Origin of the sequence: Arthrobacter ruber (assembly GCF_002954225.1) — a bacterium.
Lineage (GTDB): Bacteria > Actinomycetota > Actinomycetes > Actinomycetales > Micrococcaceae > Arthrobacter_D > Arthrobacter_D ruber.
Window position 1 is genome coordinate 491,063 of record NZ_PPTH01000016.1, and the last position, 19,426, is coordinate 510,488.

Sequence of the window (19,426 nt, forward strand, 5' to 3'; positions counted from 1 at the left end):
CCGCCGGACGGATCACAGCGGCGCCGGACGAGGGCATATGTGCCGGGGAGTACGTACCCCGGCCGGGACGGCCTGCGAGAAGTCGTCCGCGTGCATGCTCGAGGGTCGTATGCCTGGCGGCCCATGGTGGTCCGCCGCGCACGCATGGCCGTCGGCGCCGTCAACGCGAGCAAGCCCCCGCCGTGGGCGGGGGCTTGCTCGTGGACCTGGTCGCGCCGCTGCCGGCGCTTGGCAGCTAGCTGGCGACGACGTCCAGGTCGATGACCGCTGCTACGTCCTCGTGGAGACGGACGTTGGCCTGGTACGAGCCGACCGACTTGATGTGGGCCGGCAGTTCGACCTTGCGCTTGTCGATCTTGCCGAGGCCTGCGGCCTCGACGGCCTTGGCGACGTCGTCGGCCTTGACCGTGCCGAACAGGCGGCCGGAACCGCCCGCCTTCACGGTCAGGGTGACGGGCTTGGCCGAGAGGGCGGCAGCCTGGCGCTGGGCGTCCTCGAGCGATGCGTGCTCGCGGGCGGAACGGGCAGCCTTGATCGAATCGACCTGCTTCTCGCCACCCTTGCTCCACATCAGGGCGAAGCCGCGGGGCAGAAGGTAGTTACGTGCGTAACCGTTCTTCACCTCGACGACGTCGCCTGCTGCACCGAGTCCGGTGACTTCCTGGGTCAGAATGAGCTTCGACATTGTGTGTCCCTTTCCCTAGCCGCGGCCGGCGCCGGAGTACGGCAGGAGCGCGACTTCGCGGGCGTTCTTGATTGCCTGGGCGATCTTGCGCTGTTCCTGCACGGTCACACCGGTGACACGACGGGCACGGATCTTTCCGCGATCGGAAATGAACTTACGCAGCAGGGCTACGTCCTTGTAGTCGATGACGGTGACGTCAGCGGCCTTCAAGGGGTTGGACTTTGGTTTGGGCTTACGGAGTTCAGCCTTAGCCATCGTGGTGCTCCTTTTTCTGTTGGAGCCCGCAGAACGATTCTGCGGGATGGGAAGTACCAGTTCCTTGCAGAACTGCGGCAGGCGTCCCGGGAACGGGGCGGTGCTGCCTGGGGGAGAGCCTAGAAGGGGGGCTCGGAGTCGGCGCCGTTGCCCCAGCCCTGCGAGTTCCCACCCGAGGGAGCGCCCCAGGGGTCATCCGCAGGCTGCTGGGCCTGCTGGCCGCCACCCCAACCCGAACCGGAGTTCGAGCCACCGGAGTTGCCGCCGAAGCCGCCACCCTGGTTGCCACCGGAGTTGCCGCCGAAGCCGCCGCCACCGTTCCCGCCGCCGGAGCGCTGGGTGCGGGTGACCTTCGCGGACGCATAGCGCAGGGACGGACCGATCTCGTCCACCTCGAGCTCCATGACGGTGCGCTTCTCGCCCTCTTTGGTGTCGTAGGACCGTGACTTGAGTCGGCCCTGGGCAACCACGCGGGTTCCCTTGGTCAGGGTCTCCGCGACGTTCTCCGCAGCCTCACGCCAGACCGATGCGCGGAGGAACAGCGTCTCGCCGTCCTTCCAGTCGTTGCTCTGGCGGTCGAAGGTACGAGGAGTGGACGCGATGGTGAAGTTGGCGACCGCCGATCCCGACGGCGTGAACCGCAGCTCGGGGTCGTTGGTGAGGTTGCCGATCACCGTGATGACTGTTTCGCCTGCCATGGTGCCTCCTTGAGTCACTGCCCGCCGGAGCGGGGTGGTTGGATGAAAGGTCCACCGAGATTACTCGGCAGAGACCTTCTGCTCCTCGGGGCGGATAATCTTGGTCCGCATGATCGTCTCGTTGAGGCTCAGCTGACGATCGAGCTCAGCGGCGATGGCCGGCGTGGCGGTGAAGTTGACGACGGCGTAGATGCCCTCGGTCTTCTTCTGGATCTCGTAGGCGAGGCGCCGACGTCCCCAGATGTCCACCTTGTCCACAGTGCCGCCGCCGTTGCGGACGACATTGAGGAACTTCTCGAGTGTCTGGTCGATGGAGCGTTCCTCGACATCGGGGTCGATGATTACCATCAGTTCATAAGCACGCATGTGTGAACCCACCTCCTCTGGGCTAAGCGGTCGCGGTCCTTCCGCAACAGGAGGTTCTTTAGCGTTGGTCCGGCCGCCGTCCACGGTATCTACCGTCGACAGGCGCTGGCACAGACGTACCAATGTTACCGGACGATCCACCGGAGTCGAACTCCTGTGGACAGCCGCTACCGGGCGCCGCCGAAGAAGGCGGTGACGGCGGTGGCCAGGTGGCCCGGGTCCTCGGTGCCGCACAGTTCGCGTGCCGAGTGCATCGACAGCAGGGGCGTCCCGACGTCGACCGTGCGGATGCCCAGCCGGGTGGCCGTCAGCGGGCCGATGGTCGACCCGCAGGGCATCACGTTGTTGGAGACGAACTCCTGGTACGGCACGCCGGCGCCGCGGCACAGCGCCGCCCAGTGGGCGGCTCCGGGGGCGTCCGTGGTGTACCGCTGGTTGGCGTTGATCTTGAGCAGCGGACCGCCGTTGAGGACGGGCAGGTTGGCGGGGTCGTGCCGCTCCGCGTAGTTGGGGTGCACGGCGTGGCCGGCGTCGGCCGACACGCAGAACGACGACGCCAGGGCACGCAGGCGTTCCTCCGTCCCGGCGCCGAGGCCGAGCGAGATGCGCAGCAGCAGGTCCTCGAGGAACGGACCGCTGGCACCTGAGCGGGAGCCGCTGCCCACCTCCTCGTGGTCGAACGCCGCGAGCACGGCGATGGGCCCCTCCGCCTGCTGGTCCACCGCCGCGGCGATGAGCGCCGTGAGCCCTGCATGCACCGAGGAGAGGTTGTCCAGCCGGCCGGAGGCGAAGAACTCGCCCTGTGCGCCGAAGACGCGGGGTTCCTGCGTGTCGGCGACGACGACGTCGAATCCGCCGATGTCCTGCGGATCCACGCCGGCACCGGTGGCGAGGAGACCGAGGAGATCGGCGCCCGACGGGTCGCCCAGGCCCCACACCGGGTTCATGTGACGCTGCTTGTCGAGGGCCAGGCCGTCATTGACTGCGCGGTCGAGGTGGATGGCGAGCTGCGGGAAGCGTAGCAGCGGCCCCGTGGCGACGAGGCGCTCACTGCCGTCGTGCAGCGTCAGTCGGCCTGCGAGCGCGAGCTCGCGGTCGAGCCAGGAGTTCAGCAGCGGCCCGCCGTACACCTCCACGCCGGCCTGCAGCCAGCCGTACCTGCCCGTGGTGGGCTTCGGCTTCAGCTTGAACGACGGCGAATCGGTGTGGGCGCCGAGGATGTGGAAGCCGGTGGTGGGACCTGCGCCCGACGGCACCACCCAGGCGATGAGCGCACCGTCGCGGATCACGAAGTGCCGGCCGGATCCGCCCTCCCAGGCGTCCTGCTCCGTCAACTCGCTGAATCCCGCTGCCGCGAGGCGCCGTCCGGCCTCGGCCACCGCGTGGAAGCTCGACGGCGACGCCGACACGTAGGCGCCGAGGTCCTGGATGTGCACGGGTGCTCGGGTCATCCTCCGATTCAACCAGATGTGCACCACGGAGGACGCCGTCGGGTCGTCCGGCTCGCGATCCATGGTGCCGCCGGGGTGCTGTGGAAGGCCTCGCGGCGTCCCGCCTTCGGTGCCCCTTCATCTTTCCTTCGGTCTTCGCACGGTCTTCGGTCTTCCTTCGCGGGAGGTTCGCCGACCGTTCGTAGGAACCCGGGCTGCAGTTGAACCGCAGCGACCAGAGTTGTCGTCAGACGCACCGGGCCCCGCTGGGGGGACCGGAGGACATCGGCACGAATTCACGAAAAGGGTCTCACCATGGCACGCACCTCCCGCATCACCCTGAAGTCCACCTCGGGCAAGGTCCTCGCCTCGGTGGCGCTGCTGGGCGTGGCCGCCTCGGTTGCCGGCCTCGGCACCTACGGTTCCTTCACCTCGACGACGTCGGCCAGCGAGACGGTCACCGCGGGCACCGTCGAGGTCAAGCTCGGTGAGGCAGGCGCCGCCAACCGCCTCAATGTCGCGGCAGCGGGCATCGTCCCGGGCGACTCCATCCAGCGCGTGGCCACCCTGACGAACACGGGCAACCAGAACTTCGGCGGCGTCACCCTGACCACCGCCACCACGACCCCCAACCTGCTGACCACCGACGCCCTCAACGGCCTGCAGGTCACCATCGACGCCTGCAGCGTCCCTTGGACGGAGACCGCGATCCCTGCGGCACCCGCGCCGGCCACCGCCTACACCTACGCCTGCTCCGGCACCGTCACCACGGTCCTGCCGGCCCGCCAGATCATCGGCGCCAACGTCGTCCTGAACAACCTCGCCTCGATGACCAGCACCAAGGCCGACAACCTCCGCGTCACCACCAAGCTCCCCACCACCGCGGACAACACCTTCCAGGGCCTCACGAACAACGTCGGCTTCACCTTCGTCGCCACGCAGCGCGCAGCCACCGACCGCTAGTCCCGGTCCCGGTGTCCTGGGGCCCGCCCAGGGCACCGGGACGGCTGCGTCCCACGAGGGATCTCGAGGAAGGAGAACGACCATGAGCCGGCACGGCACCCCGCCCCCGCTGCATCGTCTCCGACTCCTCGTGGGCGTCGTGGTCTGTGCCGTGATCTTCACGTTCGCCCCCACGATCGCGCAGGCGGCCTTCGTCGGCTCCGCGACGGCGACGATGGAGGTCAGGACCTACGCCATCCCCGCGCCGGTCGGTATCACGGGAACCTTCTCCTGCACCACGAACAAACTCTCCATGACGGTGACGCTCACCGACTTCGGCGCCGTGAACCGCGCCACGGGCTACACGGTGACCCTCACGGCACCGAGCGGCCAGGTGACGACCAACAACCTGCCGGCGACGTCACGGGCCACGACGATCACGCGCGCGTCCTCGACGGTGGGGAACTACACTCTGCGCATCCGTGCGACCGTCGGGTCCTGGACCGGGCAGAACCTCGAGCGCGTGCTCACCTGCCCCTGACCGGTCGATGCCGGGGATCAGTGCGCCGGGCCCGGCACCACGATCCCGTTCTCGTAGGCGTACACCACGGCCTGCACCCGGTCCCGCAGATCCAGCTTGGTGAGGATGCGCCGCACGTGCGTCTTGATCGTGGCCTCCGACAGGTAGAACCGCGCCGCCAGCTCGGCATTGGAGAGCCCTCCGGCGATCGCCTCCAGCACCTCCCGCTCCCTGGGCGTCAGCTCGGCGAGCCGCCGGTCCGGCGTGGCCGTCCTCATATGGGCGGGCGGCAGCGACCGCACGTAGGTCTCGAGCAGCCGCTGCGTGACACGCGGGGCGACGACGGCGTCCCCGCTCGCGACGATCCGCACCGCGTGCACCAGGTCCTCGGGGGCCACGTCCTTCAGCAGGAACGCCGAGGCACCCGCCTGCAGACCCGAGAACGCGTACTCGTCGAGGTCGAAGGTGGTCAGGATGATGATGCGCGAGCCCGACGCCGATGCCGTGATCTGGCGCGTGGCCTCGATCCCGTCCAGGTAGGGCATCCGGACATCCATCAGCACCACGTCCGGCTTGAGCTCCGCGGCCAGGCGCACGGCCTCGGCGCCGGTGGACGCCTCGCCGGCGATCTCGAGGTCCGCCTCGCCCTCGAGGATGAGGCGGAAACCCATCCGCAGCAGGGGTTGGTCATCAGCGAGCAGAACCCTGATGGGCGTGCCCTGCGTGCTGTCGTGCGTGGTCATCCTTGTCTCTCCCCCGCTGGTTACCCGTCCCGCCGTCGACGCCGGGGACTGTCAGTTGCACCTCCACGAGCCAGCCGCCCGCCGTACGGGCCCCGTACTTCACCGAACCGCCGTAGATGGCGGCCCGCTCGCGCATACCGGCGATGCCCTGCCCCGAGCCGAGGGACACCTCCGGCCCCATGGCTCCCCGCCCGTCGTCGACCACGCGCAGGGAGACCGCGTCGCCCGTCCGGGCGATCGAGATGTCCACCAGCGTAACCCCCTTGCCGTAGCGCAGGACGTTGGTCAGCGACTCCTGGAGGATCCGGTAGACCGTCAGCTGGAAGGCCGGATCGTCCGGGAGCCTCGGCCCGCTCGTCGTCACCCTGAGCGGCAGTCCCGCCGCGCGGAAGCCGTCCAGCAGCTGGACGAGGGAGCTCGACGCCGGCAGTGGTCCGAGCGGTTCGCTCGCAGCCTCCGCGCGGAGGACCCCGAGGACGCGCCGCATGTCGGCGATCGCCGTGCGGCCCGTGCCGGACAGTTCACCCAGCACCGCCGCGGCGCGGTCGGGATCGCGCTTCATGACGACGGCGGCGCCGTCGGACAGCGCCACCATGACCGTCAGTGAATGCGCGACGACGTCGTGCATCTCGCGCGCGATCCTGTTGCGCTCCCCCGCGGACGCCAGTTCGGCATTGCGCGCAGCCCACTCGCGCAGTTCGCTCTCGTGCTCGCGATCGCGCCGGACCGTGATGCCGACGCCGGCGGCGACGGCCAGGAACATCACGATGAAGCCGCTGAGGAGCCAGATCACGCCCGGGGCCTCCGCGAAGGCGCTGACGGGGATGAGGAAGAGGGCTCCGACCGAGAAGAACATGGCCGCCGCCGCAGCGGCGAGCGCCTGTCGCAGCGGGTAGCTGGCCGCCACGGTGTACAGGGCGAACATCGTCGCGACGCCGCTGCTGCCCGAGCCCTCGGTCAGGACGCTGACGGGGATGTCGAGGATCGCCACGAAGGCCAGGACGAGCAGCGGCCGGTCCCGGCGGAACGCCAGCGCAGCGGCCCCCAGCACCACGCCGGGGAGCCCGAACCAGTTGTCGCCGTCGATGATCAGGAAGAGCGCGCCGGGGAAGGCGAACAGGACGAACACCAGGATGACGACGGCATCCATGGCCCGCGGATGCCCGCGGAAGAACCGCCGGACGGGCCCCAGCCGACGGGCGTTGAGTTCGGTGAAGGAGACCGCGGGCGTCTGTTCCGCGGTCTCCTTCACCGGCCCGGCCTCACTCAACGGTGGCGTCCATCGGTGGTCCTAGACGTCCCGCTTCTTGGTGACGATGAGGGACACCACGAGGAGCAGCAGCGACCACCCGCCCAGGACGAGGGCTCCCTGCCACTGGTTGAAGGCGCCGTCCGCGATGGTCGTCGCGACCATCTGCTCTCCACCGGAACTGGGCAGGAAGCGTGCCGCGTCCACGACCCACTCCGTGCCGCTGCCGAAGATCGCCACGACGATCGGCAGGACCAGCAGGATGCCGATCGAGGTGACCACGCCGCCCGCGGTGTTGCGGATCAGGGTGCCGATCGACATCGCGAAGATGGACACGAGCGCCAGGACGGACCCGGTGTTGACGATGTGGAGGAGCACTCCGTCATCGCCCAGACCGAAATCGAGATCCGAGCCCGCAAGGATGGGCTGGGCGATGAAGTAGGCGATCAGCGCCGAGCCCGCACCGATCACGAAGGAGATCACCGCCATGATGAGCTGCTTCGCGAGGAGGGCGGGGGTCCTCCGGGGGACGGCGACCATGGTGGACCGGATCATGCCCGTGGCCCACTCCGACGCGATGAGGACCACGGCGAGGGAGGCCATCAGCAACTGCCCGAACGTGAGCCCCGACCCCGGGATGTCCCGGACGATGTCGTTCGGATCGGGAGCCCCCTGGGCCTGCATCTGCGCGGCCATCTCCGGGTCGCTCTGGGCCTCGAACAGGAAGGTGGTCTGCCAGGCCAGGAGTGCCGAGATGCCCACCATCAGCACGACGGTGCAGGCGATGAGGATGACGGTCGAAGGAACCGTGGTGACCTTGATCCATTCCGACTTCAGGACCCGGCCGAAGTTCACGCCCGGGCCTGGGTTCCGGTCGGGCCGAGGCCGCTGCAGGGCGGGGGCCGGTGTTGTCGACGTTGCCATGATCAGCGTCCTTCCGAGGGTGCCGCGGCCGGGTCGGCGGCGGTCGGGGTGTGGGAGTGGTACTCGACCTCGTTCTGGGTGAGTTGCATGTAGGCGTCCTCGAGGGACACCTGCAGCGGCGTGAGCTCGTACACGAGGACGCGCTCGCGCAGCGCGATCTCCGCGATGCGGCGGGGTTCGACCCCGGTGATCTCGACCAGCTCCGGTTCGAGGACCTGCGAGGTGACCCCCTCGCCGGCGAGGCCGCCGAGGAGGTCCTGCGGGCGGTCGGCCCGCACCCGCACCCGCACCTTGCCCTGTCCGTCGATGATCGACTGGATGGGGGCGTCGGCGATGATGCGGCCGCGTCCGATCACGATCAGGTGGTCCGCGGTGAGGGCCATCTCCGACATGAGGTGCGAGGACAGGAAGACCGTGCGGCCCTCGGAGGCGAGCCCCTTGGCGAGGTGGCGCACCCACTGCACGCCCTCGGGGTCCAGGCCGTTGACGGGCTCGTCCAGGATCACCGTGTGGGGGTCCCCCAGGAGGGCCGCGGCGATCCCGAGGCGCTGGCCCATGCCCAGCGAGAAACCGCCGACGCGCTTCTTCGCGACGGGACCGAGACCGGTGAGTTCGATGACGTCCTTGACCCGGCTGTTCGGGATGCCGTGGGTGGCCGCCATGGCGCGGAGGTGGTTGTAGGCCGAGCGCTTGGTGTGCACGGCCTTCGCGTCCAGGAGCGCACCGACCTCGCGCAGCGGGGCGGTGTGCTGGGCGTAGGCACGGCCGTTGACCGTCACGCCGCCGCCGCTGGGGTTGTCCAGACCCACGATCATGCGCATGGTGGTGGACTTGCCGGCACCGTTCGGGCCGAGGAAGCCCGTCACCTTGCCGGGCTGCACGGTGAATGAGACGGCGTCCACGGCGGTCTTCGCGCCGTACCGCTTGGAGAGGGCCTGGGCCTCGATCATGGTGCGTCCTTCGACTGGGAATGGTTCGGGGGTGTCCCGCGCCTGCGGGCCGATACCACCAACAGTAGGCCTGGGGCCGGTGACGAATCACCGGCCCCAGGGATGACCCCGAGGGGGAGCAGTACCCCTTTCGGACGATGCCTCTAGCGGCTGCTGATCAGGGTGTACTTCCTGACGCAGAGCGGCACGAAGATCACGAGCATCAGTACGGCCCCGACCAGGACGGTCAGCACCGCGTTCTGCATGGGCCAGACATCGGGGGCGGGGACGGTGCCGGTGTTGCCGAACAGCTCCCGGGCCGCCTGCACCAGGGCCGAGACCGGGTTCCAGTTGGCGAAGGTCTCGAGCGCGCTCGGCAGGTTCTGCGACTGCACGAAGGCGTTGGAGATGAAGGTCAGCGGGAACAGGATCATGAAGGACGCATTGTTGATGACCTCGGGGGACTTCACGGACATGCCGAGCAGTGCCATCACCCAGCTGAACGCGTAGGAGAACAGCAGCAGGAGTCCGAGACCGGCCAGGAAGCTGCCCATGGACGCATTGACGCGCCATCCCACCACGAAGCCGGTGGCCATCATGATCACCACCGACAGCGCATTGAGCACGAGGTCGCTGTTGGTCCGTCCGATCAGCACCGCGGAGGAGCTCATCGGCAAGGTCCGGAAGCGGTCGATGATGCCGTCCTTGAGGTCCTGGGCCATCGCCGACCCGGAGAAGGTGGACCCGAAGATCACCGTCTGCGCGAAGATCCCGGCCATGAGGTACTGCGTGTAGTCGGCACCCTCCACCTGGATGGACCCGCCGTAGATCTGGCTGAACAGCAGCACGAACATGATGGGTTGGAGGACGGCGAAGATCAGCATGTCCGGTGACCGCTTCAGCTTCGTCAGGTTGCGCTTGGTGACGGTCCAGCCGTCGGAGAACCACATGGACAGTTCCGACGGCGGCTCGGACGGGGCCGCGTGGACGGCGGACCGCCGGTTCTCGGGCTGCCTGTCCTCGGGTGCCAGGACGCTCATGCTGCCGTCTCCTTCTGGGTCGTTGCCTCGTCGACATCCTCGGTCCGGTGGCCGGTGAGCGTCAGGAAGACGTCGTCGAGGCTCGGCCGCCTCATCCCGGCGTCGTGCAGGTCGATCCCGCTCTCGCCCAGATCCGACAGGATGTACTGCAGGGCGCGTGGCCCGTCCGTGACCGCCACCTCCACGGTGCGGCCGTCACCGCCGATGCCCGGCTCGCCGTCGCCGTGGCGTCCGAGGATCTCCCTCGCGGCGCCCGCATGAGCGGCATCGACGAGGGACACCACCACGCGGTGTCCGCCGATCTGGGACTTCAGCTCGTCCGCCGTACCCTCGGCGATGGTCCTGCCGCCGTCGATCACCGCGATGTCGTCGGAGAGCTGGTCTGCCTCCTCGAGGTACTGGGTGGTCAGGAGCAGCGTGGTGCCGTCGTTGACGAGGTCCTTGATGATCCCCCACATGGCCAGCCGGCTCCGGGGGTCCAACCCCGTGGTGGGCTCGTCGAGGAAGAGGATCTTCGGCTTGATCACGAGCGCCCCGGCCAGGTCGATGCGGCGTCGCATGCCGCCCGAGAAGCCCTTCACGGGTCGGTTGCCCGCCTCCGTCAGCTCGAACTGGTCGATGAGCTCCTGCGCCCGGCGCTTCGACTCACGCGGCCCCAGGTGGTAGAGCCTGCCCACCATCTCGAGGTTCTCGAAGCCGGTCAGGCCTTCGTCGACCGCTGCGTACTGGCCGGACACGCCGATGAGGCGGCGGGCCGCCTTGGGATCACGCAGGACGTCGATGCCGTCGATCCGCGCGGTCCCGGCGGTCGGTTGGATGAGGGTGGTCAGGATCTTCACCACGGTGGTCTTGCCTGCACCATTGGGCCCCAGGAGGGCCTTGACTGTTCCCCGGGGAACGGAAAGGTTCATGCCGTCGAGTGCGTGGACGGGCCCGCTCTTCGACGAATAGATCTTCTTCAGACCTTCTGCCTCGATAATCGCCATGCAACGAGGGTAGGACCGGCGCTCGGGCGGACCTAGGGGGTTCGGTCAGATCCTGTCCGCAATGTGACCTCGATCTGCGCAGGCCGCTCACGGGCGGCCGGCGCGACCAGGAAGGACGCCAGGACGGCGACACCGACGGCCAGCAGGGCGTTGCGGATGCCCACCGCGTCGCCGAGGAACCCGATCAGCGGCGGCCCGGCGAGGAACGCCGTGTAGCCGATGGTGGAGACCACCGAGACCCGCGCGGCGGCACGCTCGGGATCGTCCGCGGCCGCCGACATGCCCATGGGGAACCCGAGTGCAGCACCCGCGCCCCATAGGACGGCCCCGACGGCGGCGAGGGGAACGGTGGGTGCGGCGACGAAGACGACGAGCCCGGCGAGCGACGACCCGAGGCTGGCCTGCAGCACCCGTACCCGGCCGAAGCGGTCGATCAGGGGGCCGCCCAGGAAACGCAACGCGGTCATGGCGGCGACGAACACTGCGAACATGATCGCCCCGGTGCTCTCCGCGGTTCCGAGGCCGTCGACACTGGCCTTGGCCACCCAGTCGTTCGCGGCGCCCTCGGTCAGCGCGGCGCCCAGCACCACCAGGCCGATCAGCAGCGTGCGGGGCTCTCCCCATGCGCCGAACCTCCGCGGGCGGGCGCCGTCGTGCGCCTGAGCGATCGTGTCGCCGTCCGCCGTCGTCTCGGGCAGGAAGTAGCGCGGGGCCCACAGGGAGACCACGACGCTGAGGACGGCCACGGCGACGAGGTGCGCGGCGAGGGACACGTCGACGGCGGACAGTCCCGCCCCGATGAGGGCTCCGACGAACGCCCCGCCGCTGAAGGCCGCGTGGAAGCGCGGCATGATCGTGCGCCCCACCCGGCGTTCGACGTCGGCGCCCTCGATGTTCTGCCCCACGTCCCACAGGGCGATGCCGCACCCGAACAGGAACAGTCCGACGCCGACCACCGGCACCGAGACGGTGGCCAGGCCGAGCGCGACGAGGGTCGCCGCCATCGCGGCGGCGGTCCCGCCGATACGCACGGTGTTACCGGTGCCGACGCGTGCCGCGAGGACACCCGCCAGGGGCAGGGACAGCACCGAGCCGACGGCGCCCACGAGCAGGAGGCCGCCCATCTGCCCTGCCCCCAGTCCCAGGGTGCCGGAGGCGGCGGGGATGCGTGCGGCCCAGCTCGCGAACACGAGGCCGTTGAGCCCGAAGATGGCGTAGGTGGCGATCATGGCGGCGCGGACGGCGGGGTTCACCCTGCCACCGTAGGCGGGCGCCGGTGTGTGCCACAAACGCGGGGCTCGGTGACCATGCGTCACTTGTCCACAATTTGTGGACAAACCTGTGGAAGGAGTTGTGGATGGGGCCGGTCAGCGCGCCCGGACCACCCTGCTCTCGTCCCAGACGGGCTCCTTCGTCTCGTACACCTTGCCGTCGGATCCGAAGACGAGGAACCGGTCGAAGCCGCGGGCGAACCAGCGGTCGTGGGTCACGGCCATGACGGTGCCCTCGAAGGCGTCGATGGCCCGTTCGAGCGCCTCCGCCGAATGCAGGTCGAGGTTGTCGGTGGGCTCGTCGAGCAGCAGGAGCGTGGCACCGGAGAGTTCCAGGAGCAGGATCTGCAGCCTGGCCTGCTGCCCGCCGGAGAGGGAGTCGTAGGGCTGCTCGGCCTGGGCAGCCAGCCCGTAGCGGTCCAGCACGGCGGAGGCGGCCTCGCGTCCCAGCCCCGACCGGTGCTCGTCGCCGCGGTGCAGGATGTCCACGAGGGTGCGCCCCAGGAGATCGGGGCGCGAATGCGTCTGTGCGAAGAACCCGGGCCGGATGCGCGCACCGAGCTTCACGGTGCCCTCGTGCGGCACGGCAGCGATGTCGACGTCGGACACGGGCTGGTGCTCCTTGTCCGGATCCGATCCGCCGGCCGCGAGCAGGCGCAGGAAGTGGGACTTCCCGGAGCCGTTGGAGCCCAGCACGCCCACGCGGTCCCCGAACCAGATCTCGGTGCTGAAGGGCTTCATCAGTCCGGTCAGTTCGAGCTTCTGCGCCACCACGGCGCGCTTGGCGGTCCGTCCGCCCTGCAGGCGCATGGACACCTTCTGCTCGAGCGGGATCGCCTCGGGCGGCCCTGCCTCGAGGAACTTCGCGAGGCGCGTCTGCGCGGCGTGGTAGCGGTTGGCCATGTCCGAGCGGAACGCGGCCTTGTTCTTGTACATGTTGACGAGTTCCTTGAGCTTGAGGTGCTCCTCGTCCCAGCGCTTCCGCAGCTCCTCGAAGCGCGCGTTGCGGTCCGCGCGGGCCTTCAGGTAGGTCTCGAACCCGCCGCCGTGCGTCCACGACGACGCCCCGAGCGCCCCGGGCTCGAGCGTCACGATGCGCGTGGCGGCGTTGGCGAGCAGTTCGCGGTCGTGGCTGACGAACAGCACCGACTTCTTCGACTCGCGCAGCTTCGCCTCCAGCCACCGCTTGCCGGGGACGTCGAGGTAGTTGTCCGGCTCGTCGAGGAGCAGGAGGTCGTCGGGGCCGGAGAACAGCGCCTCCAGCACCAGGCGCTTCTGCTCACCGCCGGAGAGCGACGATGCCGCCCGGTACTGCGCGCGGTCGAAGGGGACGCCGAGGGCCGCCATGGTGACCTCGTCCCAGGTGGTCTCGAGCTCGTAGCCACCGGCGTCACCCCAGTCGGCGATGGCCTGGGCGTACTTCATCTGGGTGGGCTCGTCGTCGGCCTCCATCATGGCGAGCTCGGCCTCGTCGATCCGCTGGGCGGCCGCGGCGAGCGCGGGCGGCGCGGCGGAGACCAGCAGGTCCCGGACAGTCGTGTCGTCGCGTACCTGGCCGACGAACTGCCGCATGATGCCCATGGACCCCGAGCGGCTGACCGCTCCCTCGTCCGGGGCGAGGTCGCCGGAGATGATGCGCAGGAGGGTCGTCTTGCCGGTGCCGTTCGGGCCGATCAGGGCCGTCTTGTGCCCGTCACCCACCTTGAAGGCCACACCGTTGAGCAGTTGCCTGCCGTCGGAGAGGAAGTAGTCGATACCGGAGACGTCGAGATGAGCCACGTATCAAGTGTTCCATCCGCGCCCAAACCGGCGGTACGCCGGTCAGCGCCGGGTGTCGCCCGGCATCATCCGGTATCCGACACCGCGCACGGTACGGATGAAGCGGGGGTTGCTCATGTCCTCGCCGAGTTTCTTGCGCAGGTTGCGGATGTGCACCTCGACGAGGTGGTGGTCCTGGCTCCAGCCGTCACCCCACACGCGATTGAGCAGCGCCTCCCTCGTCCACACGCGCTGGGCGCCCGTCAGGAGGGTCTCCAGCAGGTCGAACTCGATGCGCGTGAGCGCGAGTTCCTGCCCGTTCAGGGCGACGACGCGTCCCTCGACGTCCATGGTGAGATCGTTGTGGCGCAGCAGTCCGTCGTCGGCCGGCTCCTGTGGCGGCGCCATGCCGGTGCCGGTGCGCGGCCTGCGGAACATCGCCGAGACGCGCGCGGAGAGCTCCCGCGGGCTGAACGGCTTGCCGATGAAGTCGTCCGCGCCGATCTCGAGGCCGATCAGCCGGTCGATCTCGTCCTGGCGGGCCGTCACCATGACGATGTAGGCGTCACTGGAGGCTCGGCACTGCCGGCAGACCTCGACGCCGTCGAGGTCTGGGAGGTTGAGGTCGAGGGTGATCAGGTCGGGCTGATGCTCCTTCAGCGCCGCGAGGCCGTCGAGTCCGGACGCGGCCTCGATGATCGTGAAACCGTTCATGCGCAGCGTGGTGGAGAGCAGTTCGCGGATATCAGGATCGTCCTCGACGATCAGCGCCGTGCGCTGGGACGTGGGAACGGACATGGAACAAGAGTTCCACAGATCGGGGCTCCGAAGGCCGTGAACGGCCGGTTTCCTTGAACGAATCTTGAGAAACGGCACAGGCGCCCCCGTAGACTGCCCGGATGCATCCGACCACATTCAGCACCGTGCAGGTGGACGGCTGCACCGTCCGCGTCCGCACGACGCCGGGACCAGAGACGCCCGCCACCGCCCGCAGCCCGTACGTCCTGGTCCATGGCCTGGGTATGACGCACCGCTACCTGGACCGCCTCCGGGCGGAACTCTCGGCCGACGCCGTCGTGCACTCCGTGGATCTGCCGGGGTACGGGCCGGATCCCCGGCCGCGGACCCAGCTGGGCGTCGAGGACCATGCGACCTTCATCATCGAGGCGCTGGCCGCGCTGGGCGTGGAATCGTGCACGCTCGTAGGTCATTCGATGGGCGGGCAGTTCGTCACGGCGGCCGCCCTGAAGGAGCCCTCCATCGCCGAGCGGGTGGTCCTGATCGGACCGGTGGTGGACCGGCGACGACGCACCGTGGTGCAGCAGGGGGTCTCCCTCGGCCACGACGCCTTCCGCGAGCGCCCCTCCTCCAACGCGATCGTGCTCACGGACTACATCCGCACCGGCCTGCGCTGGTACCTGCGGCAGCTCCAGCCGATGATGCAGTACCCGCTGGAGCGGGCCGTCGAGCAGCTCCCCTGCCCCGTCCTGGTGGTGCGGGGCGGGCGTGATCCCGTGGCCCGACGCCGGTGGGGTCGCGAACTCGCGGCCCGGGCTCAGGACGGAACGCTGGTGGAGATCGACGGCCAGGGGCACGTGGTCCAGCACTCGGCGGCGCGTCCCGTCGCGGCGGAGATCATCGCGTTCACGGCGCGCACCAGCCCGCTCGGGGCCGGGATCTTGTCGCAAGCTTCGGACGGGACACCGGGAAAACTTGAAGATCGAAGTGCATGATGAAGGTATTGCGGCTGATCCCGTCCCCCTGTAGTAGCGGTCAGGCGCAAGGTCACGACACCCGGCCGGCGCTGGTCAGCAGTACCGGCCGGGTGTTTCAAGCCTTGGAAGGAAGATCGCATGTCTGAACTGGAAGAGTGGTCGACGAGCCGCCTGCTCACTACCGCTGCCCGCCTCGTGGACCACGCGTGGAACGAGAAGCTGCTCGACATCGGGATCACCCATGCCGGTTACACCACCCTCGGCGTGCTGTCCCGCCAGGGCACGATGACGGGCGCGAAGCTCGCCGTCGCCGTGCACGTCCAGGCGCAGACCATCGGCAAGACGATCGAGAAGCTCGAGCGACAGGGCTTCATCTCCCGCATCCGCGACAGCATCGACCGCCGCAGCCAGCGCATCACGATCACCGCCGCGGGCCTCGAGGCCCTCAACCGGGCCGAGCACATCGAGCGCACCCTGATGGTGGGCGAGGGACTCGAATCCTTCGAGCTCCGCAGCCTCCTGCGGGGCATCGTCAGCGAACTCGGCCCGCAGCGCCAGAGGCCGGCAGCCGCCGTCGTCTGAGCACTCCGAGCACTGTTCAGCGGTGGAAGCGGCCGTCCCTCCGGGGGCGGCCGTTCCTCGTTCGGCCCCGGTGACCGCATCACCTGCGCGGCGGCGTCGAGGCTGGCCTCGTCGTCGCCGGCGAACACGATGTCGGCCCCGGGGATGATTCCCCGGTATGCCTCCCCGCCGCGTGACCGTTCCACAGCGCGCTCATCCTGATGCAGGCCGACGACAGTGTGTCGCTGCTGTTCGGACGTCGTTTTGAGAACCATACTCATTGTCGCTAACGTTGGCGACAACGCTGGTCACGAGTATGAGGGTAGGTATGTGCGGTGAGTCTTACCCTCGATGGTCTGTCCGTACGGGTCGGTGACCGCCTGCTCCTGAAGAATCTGTCCCTGTCAGTTGCTCCCAATGAAGTGGTGGCATTGATCGGATCATCCGGGTCGGGTAAGTCGCTGACCGCCGCAGCCATCACGGGATCTCTTCCGGGAAGCGCACGGGCCACGGGTCACCTGGAGATCCAGGGTCAGGACGTTCCTCTCGCCACGAGGTTTCGCCCGGGGTTGGCCGTTGTGCGTCAGGACTCCCTGACTGCTCTTCATCCGCTGGTGCGGATCGGTCGGCAACTTGTTCCTGTTCTTCTCCGATCAGGTGCCGCCACGACCCGGGCAGCCGCGATGTCCCTGGCTGCGTCCACGCTCGGGGATGTCGGGTTCGCCGATCCGCTCCGCGTCCTGCAAAGCTTCCCGATGGAACTCTCCGGCGGCCAACGGCAGCGTGTCTGCATCGTTCAGGCGCTGGCCTGTCGGGCGTCGTTCCTGGTCGCGGATGAACCGACCACGGCCCTTGATGTCGTCTCCCGGCAACTCGTACTCTCAGCTCTCCGGAAGGCAGCAGACGCCGGTGCAGGCATTCTGCTCATCACCCATGACGTCGCGGCGGCGGCTTCCTTGTGTTCGCGCGCTGTAGTCATCGACGACGGAACCGTGGTCGACCAGGGTTCCTTCGCTCACCTCGCCGGCAGTACCGCTCACCCTCATGCATGTGCGCTGATGGGGTCAGCAGGGGACGCAGCCGCTCGTGGAAGCATCGCGGCCGTATGACCCCCACTCCTACCGCAACTCTCACAGCGCGGGACATACGACTGTCCCTGTCGCGGCCCGGGCAAGCCTTCCGCAGGAACGTCTCCACCGAGATCCTTCACAGGGTGTCGCTGGAGGTCTCCAGTGGCAGCAGCGTAGGGTTGGTGGGCAGCTCCGGTTCCGGCAAGTCGACTCTCCTGCGCACACTGCTGGCCCTCGAGACACCGGATTCCGGGTCGGTGATGCTGCAGGACCGGGTAGTCCGCCCTGGCCCGTTGAAGTCACTGCGCTGGTACCGGCAACAGGTGCAGTACGTACCCCAGGATCCGGCGAGCAGCCTCGATCCGCGGCTGACCGTGGACCAGCTCCTGCGCGAGCCCCTCGTCTGCCTCGGTGTCGACGGACAGCACCCGGCCCGGATCCGTGACGCACTGTCCCGGGTGGGGCTTCCCGCGACAGCTTCCGGGAAGCGGCCGTTCGAGTTGTCCGGCGGGCAGAACCAGCGTGTGGCGATCGCCCGGGCCCTCGTGGTCGGTCCTGCGATCCTCCTCGCGGATGAGCCCGTGAGCGGGCTGGACCTGCCGTTACGCAATCAGGTGCTCGATGTCCTGCGGATGCTGATCAGCGAGCACGACCTGGGGCTGCTGTTCGTGTCCCACGACCTCGACGCGATCGCCGCCGTGTGTGCCAGGACCGCGGTCCTCGCCGGCGGGCGGATCGTGGAAGAAGGCCCCACCGAGCGGATCCTGAATGATCCGCAGCACGAGGCGACCCGCGAACTCGATGCCGCACGACTGTCACCCGGTGCTGTCGTTCGATGACCGACAGCGCTCCTCCGAGGAACCACGCCTCGGCGTCCTTGCTCCTGCCCACTCAGCTGGTGTTCAACATCGGCTTCTACGCGGTCGTCCCTTTCCTCGCCCTTGTCATGAGCGAGGACCTCGGTCTTGGTGCCGCCGCGGTCGGCCTCGTTCTCGGGGCGCGGACCTTCAGCCAGCAGGGCATGTTCCTCCTCGGCGGGGTCATCGCCGACCGTTGGGGGCCACGCCGCAGCATCCTGACCGGCTGCATCATCCGCGCCACCGGCTACTTCGGGCTCGCAACGTCCGAGACCTTCTGGCCCTTCCTGCTCAGCGCCGTGCTCACCGGCATCGGGGGCGCTTTCTTCTCACCGGCCGTCGAAGGGCTCATCGGGACACTCGACCGCGCGTCGGTATCCACGACCGGCACGGGAGCGAAGGACGCGCCGCGACGGAACCTGTTCGCCTGGCTCGTGCTGTTCGGCGAGATCGGTGCTGTTACCGGGCCCCTTATCGGCATCGGGCTTCTACCCTTCGGGTTCCCGGTAGTCGCGGTATCGGCCGGTTGTCTCTTCCTCGCCGTCGGCGTCGCACTCTGGCTCCTCCTGCCGGGACACGCTGCCGGGACGGAGACTGATGTCGGGATCGGCGCCGGACCCGGGCGCGAGGGATCAGGGTCGCGCAGGGCGTTCGCTTGTCTGCGGGATCGCCGTTTCGTCGCTTTCGCTGCGTTCTTCAGCACCAACCTGCTGGCCTACAACCAGCTGTACTTCGCGCTGCCCCTCGAACTCGAGGACGGCGGTTCCGGTACAGGGGTGCTGGCCGTGATGTTCACCCTCGCATCGGCCCTGACGATCGCGCTGCAGCTGCCGATGTCCGCTCTTGCAGCCCGCCTCGGCCCAGCCTCTGCTCTATGTTCGGGCTTCGTCTGCATCGCGGCAGGTTTCGGAGCGATCGCCCTCCTCGGCAGTACCGGGATGCATCTCGTGCCAGGGCTTCCGACCATGACCGGGCCGATCACACTGGTCATCCTCCTCAGTCTCGGGCACATGCTCGTCGGACCCGCCGGTATGCAGCAGGTCCACCGCTTCGCCGGTCAACAGTCCTTGGGCGCCTATTACGGTCTCCTTGCCAGCTGCGGGGGCATCGCCGTACTGGTTGGCAACAGCCTGACCGGTGTCCTCCGCGACACCCTGGGCGGTGCCGCCGGGTGGGCCCTCCTGATCCTCCTGGCAACTTTCAGCGCGGCGCTGCTGCCCCGCTTCCTCCCGACCGCTTCTGCACGTCCTGCACCGCCCGCACGTTCCTCATCCCGGGTCCTTCCGCCCGTTCTCGATCAGAAGGTTCAGCCATGACGCACCGCCGCCCCCTTGCCCTCTTCGCCGTCTCGACCATCAGCTGCCTCGCGCTGACGGGCTGCTTCTCATCCGGATCTCCCGAGTCCGCCGGGGCTACGGGCAGCAGCG

At 68.7% G+C, this 19,426-nt stretch carries 21 protein-coding genes; 7 read left to right on the top strand and 14 right to left on the bottom strand.

Translation table 11 applies throughout. The annotated features are described in order from the left end of the window. Positions 1 to 235: 235 nt before the first annotated feature. The 5 genes from rplI to CI785_RS11020 all read right to left on the bottom strand — a co-directional run bounded on the left by rplI (position 236) and on the right by CI785_RS11020 (position 3,455). Positions 236 to 685 carry a 50S ribosomal protein L9 gene (rplI, locus tag CI785_RS11000; RefSeq protein WP_087071874.1) on the bottom strand — a complete coding sequence of 150 codons (450 nt, stop codon included), beginning with the start codon at positions 683 to 685 and terminating at the stop codon, positions 236 to 238. A 15-nt stretch (positions 686 to 700) separates the two neighbouring features. Continuing rightward, entirely contained in the window at positions 701 to 940 is a 240-nt protein-coding gene (rpsR, locus tag CI785_RS11005; RefSeq protein WP_005273147.1) for a 30S ribosomal protein S18, read from the bottom strand. A 119-nt stretch (positions 941 to 1,059) separates the two neighbouring features. Beyond that, positions 1,060 to 1,638 carry a single-stranded DNA-binding protein gene (locus CI785_RS11010; RefSeq protein ID WP_105032106.1) on the bottom strand — a complete coding sequence of 193 codons (579 nt, stop codon included), beginning with the start codon at positions 1,636 to 1,638 and terminating at the stop codon, positions 1,060 to 1,062. Between the two features lie 60 nt (positions 1,639 to 1,698). Beyond that, positions 1,699 to 2,004: a 30S ribosomal protein S6 gene (gene rpsF / locus CI785_RS11015; RefSeq protein WP_105032107.1), complete on the bottom strand. Its 306-nt coding sequence runs from the start codon at positions 2,002 to 2,004 to the stop codon at positions 1,699 to 1,701. 167 nt (positions 2,005 to 2,171) lie between these two features. Next, positions 2,172 to 3,455: a M18 family aminopeptidase gene (locus CI785_RS11020; protein WP_105032177.1), complete on the bottom strand. Its 1,284-nt coding sequence runs from the start codon at positions 3,453 to 3,455 to the stop codon at positions 2,172 to 2,174. A 294-nt stretch (positions 3,456 to 3,749) separates the two neighbouring features. Between CI785_RS11020 and CI785_RS11025 the strand changes: the two genes are divergently transcribed. Beyond that, positions 3,750 to 4,397 carry a TasA family protein gene (locus tag CI785_RS11025; RefSeq protein ID WP_105032108.1) on the top strand — a complete coding sequence of 216 codons (648 nt, stop codon included), beginning with the start codon at positions 3,750 to 3,752 and terminating at the stop codon, positions 4,395 to 4,397. Between the two features lie 82 nt (positions 4,398 to 4,479). Then, entirely contained in the window at positions 4,480 to 4,917 is a 438-nt protein-coding gene (locus tag CI785_RS11030) for a hypothetical protein (protein WP_105032109.1), read from the top strand. Between the two features lie 17 nt (positions 4,918 to 4,934). On the opposite strand, the gene CI785_RS11035 is transcribed toward CI785_RS11030, so the two are convergent. The 9 genes from CI785_RS11035 to CI785_RS11075 all read right to left on the bottom strand — a co-directional run bounded on the left by CI785_RS11035 (position 4,935) and on the right by CI785_RS11075 (position 14,594). Next, on the bottom strand, positions 4,935 to 5,639 hold the full coding sequence (locus tag CI785_RS11035) for a response regulator (protein WP_105032110.1): 705 nt from the start codon (positions 5,637 to 5,639) through the stop codon (positions 4,935 to 4,937). Further along, positions 5,587 to 6,891: a sensor histidine kinase gene (locus CI785_RS11040; protein WP_240615140.1), complete on the bottom strand. Its 1,305-nt coding sequence runs from the start codon at positions 6,889 to 6,891 to the stop codon at positions 5,587 to 5,589. Before CI785_RS11040 ends, CI785_RS11035 begins: the two co-directional genes overlap by 53 nt. 39 nt (positions 6,892 to 6,930) lie before the next feature. Beyond that, positions 6,931 to 7,812, bottom strand: coding sequence for an ABC transporter permease subunit (locus tag CI785_RS11045; protein ID WP_157940242.1), 882 nt, complete (start codon positions 7,810 to 7,812; stop codon positions 6,931 to 6,933). A 2-nt stretch (positions 7,813 to 7,814) separates the two neighbouring features. Further along, a complete protein-coding gene (locus CI785_RS11050) occupies positions 7,815 to 8,762 on the bottom strand; it encodes an ABC transporter ATP-binding protein (RefSeq protein ID WP_105032112.1) in 948 nt (315 codons plus the stop codon). A 143-nt stretch (positions 8,763 to 8,905) separates the two neighbouring features. After that, positions 8,906 to 9,691, bottom strand: coding sequence for an ABC transporter permease (locus CI785_RS11055; RefSeq protein ID WP_105032179.1), 786 nt, complete (start codon positions 9,689 to 9,691; stop codon positions 8,906 to 8,908). Between the two features lie 86 nt (positions 9,692 to 9,777). Further along, a complete protein-coding gene (locus CI785_RS11060; RefSeq protein WP_105032113.1) occupies positions 9,778 to 10,767 on the bottom strand; it encodes an ATP-binding cassette domain-containing protein in 990 nt (329 codons plus the stop codon). A gap of 32 nt (positions 10,768 to 10,799) precedes the next feature. Then, complete coding sequence (locus CI785_RS11065; RefSeq protein ID WP_105032180.1) at positions 10,800 to 11,996, bottom strand: MFS transporter; 1,197 nt, start codon at positions 11,994 to 11,996, stop codon at positions 10,800 to 10,802. Between the two features lie 138 nt (positions 11,997 to 12,134). Then, positions 12,135 to 13,817 (bottom strand): ABC-F family ATP-binding cassette domain-containing protein, encoded by a 1,683-nt coding sequence (locus CI785_RS11070; RefSeq protein WP_105032114.1) that lies wholly within the window; start codon positions 13,815 to 13,817, stop codon positions 12,135 to 12,137. 42 nt (positions 13,818 to 13,859) lie between these two features. Next, positions 13,860 to 14,594, bottom strand: coding sequence for a response regulator transcription factor (locus CI785_RS11075; RefSeq protein WP_105032115.1), 735 nt, complete (start codon positions 14,592 to 14,594; stop codon positions 13,860 to 13,862). A 101-nt stretch (positions 14,595 to 14,695) separates the two neighbouring features. Between CI785_RS11075 and CI785_RS11080 the strand changes: the two genes are divergently transcribed. The 5 genes from CI785_RS11080 (at position 14,696) to CI785_RS11100 (ending at position 19,315) form a co-directional block, all read left to right on the top strand. Further along, positions 14,696 to 15,529, top strand: coding sequence for an alpha/beta fold hydrolase (locus tag CI785_RS11080; RefSeq protein WP_105032116.1), 834 nt, complete (start codon positions 14,696 to 14,698; stop codon positions 15,527 to 15,529). Between the two features lie 120 nt (positions 15,530 to 15,649). Beyond that, positions 15,650 to 16,093 carry a MarR family winged helix-turn-helix transcriptional regulator gene (locus tag CI785_RS11085; RefSeq protein ID WP_105032117.1) on the top strand — a complete coding sequence of 148 codons (444 nt, stop codon included), beginning with the start codon at positions 15,650 to 15,652 and terminating at the stop codon, positions 16,091 to 16,093. Between the two features lie 314 nt (positions 16,094 to 16,407). Then, positions 16,408 to 17,181 (top strand): ATP-binding cassette domain-containing protein, encoded by a 774-nt coding sequence (locus CI785_RS11090; protein WP_105032118.1) that lies wholly within the window; start codon positions 16,408 to 16,410, stop codon positions 17,179 to 17,181. Next, positions 17,178 to 17,981, top strand: a complete 804-nt coding sequence (locus CI785_RS11095) for an ABC transporter ATP-binding protein (RefSeq protein ID WP_105032119.1) — start codon at positions 17,178 to 17,180, stop codon at positions 17,979 to 17,981. Before CI785_RS11090 ends, CI785_RS11095 begins: the two co-directional genes overlap by 4 nt. Continuing rightward, positions 17,978 to 19,315, top strand: a complete 1,338-nt coding sequence (locus CI785_RS11100; protein ID WP_105032120.1) for an MFS transporter — start codon at positions 17,978 to 17,980, stop codon at positions 19,313 to 19,315. Before CI785_RS11095 ends, CI785_RS11100 begins: the two co-directional genes overlap by 4 nt. The last annotated feature ends 111 nt before the right edge of the window (positions 19,316 to 19,426 follow it).

Coding starts and splice junctions, on each gene's coding strand:
- rplI (WP_087071874.1), bottom strand. CDS start 685: ATGTCGAAGCTCATTCTGACCCAGGAAGTCACCGGACTCGGTGCAGCA.
- rpsR (WP_005273147.1), bottom strand. CDS start 940: ATGGCTAAGGCTGAACTCCGTAAGCCCAAACCAAAGTCCAACCCCTTG.
- CI785_RS11010 (WP_105032106.1), bottom strand. CDS start 1,638: ATGGCAGGCGAAACAGTCATCACGGTGATCGGCAACCTCACCAACGAC.
- rpsF (WP_105032107.1), bottom strand. CDS start 2,004: ATGCGTGCTTATGAACTGATGGTAATCATCGACCCCGATGTCGAGGAA.
- CI785_RS11020 (WP_105032177.1), bottom strand. CDS start 3,455: ATGACCCGAGCACCCGTGCACATCCAGGACCTCGGCGCCTACGTGTCG.
- CI785_RS11025 (WP_105032108.1), top strand. CDS start 3,750: ATGGCACGCACCTCCCGCATCACCCTGAAGTCCACCTCGGGCAAGGTC.
- CI785_RS11030 (WP_105032109.1), top strand. CDS start 4,480: ATGAGCCGGCACGGCACCCCGCCCCCGCTGCATCGTCTCCGACTCCTC.
- CI785_RS11035 (WP_105032110.1), bottom strand. CDS start 5,639: ATGACCACGCACGACAGCACGCAGGGCACGCCCATCAGGGTTCTGCTC.
- CI785_RS11045 (WP_157940242.1), bottom strand. CDS start 7,812: ATGGCAACGTCGACAACACCGGCCCCCGCCCTGCAGCGGCCTCGGCCC.
- CI785_RS11050 (WP_105032112.1), bottom strand. CDS start 8,762: ATGATCGAGGCCCAGGCCCTCTCCAAGCGGTACGGCGCGAAGACCGCC.
- CI785_RS11055 (WP_105032179.1), bottom strand. CDS start 9,691: ATGTGGTTCTCCGACGGCTGGACCGTCACCAAGCGCAACCTGACGAAG.
- CI785_RS11060 (WP_105032113.1), bottom strand. CDS start 10,767: ATGGCGATTATCGAGGCAGAAGGTCTGAAGAAGATCTATTCGTCGAAG.
- CI785_RS11065 (WP_105032180.1), bottom strand. CDS start 11,996: ATGATCGCCACCTACGCCATCTTCGGGCTCAACGGCCTCGTGTTCGCG.
- CI785_RS11075 (WP_105032115.1), bottom strand. CDS start 14,594: ATGTCCGTTCCCACGTCCCAGCGCACGGCGCTGATCGTCGAGGACGAT.
- CI785_RS11080 (WP_105032116.1), top strand. CDS start 14,696: ATGCATCCGACCACATTCAGCACCGTGCAGGTGGACGGCTGCACCGTC.
- CI785_RS11085 (WP_105032117.1), top strand. CDS start 15,650: ATGTCTGAACTGGAAGAGTGGTCGACGAGCCGCCTGCTCACTACCGCT.
- CI785_RS11095 (WP_105032119.1), top strand. CDS start 17,178: ATGACCCCCACTCCTACCGCAACTCTCACAGCGCGGGACATACGACTG.
- CI785_RS11100 (WP_105032120.1), top strand. CDS start 17,978: ATGACCGACAGCGCTCCTCCGAGGAACCACGCCTCGGCGTCCTTGCTC.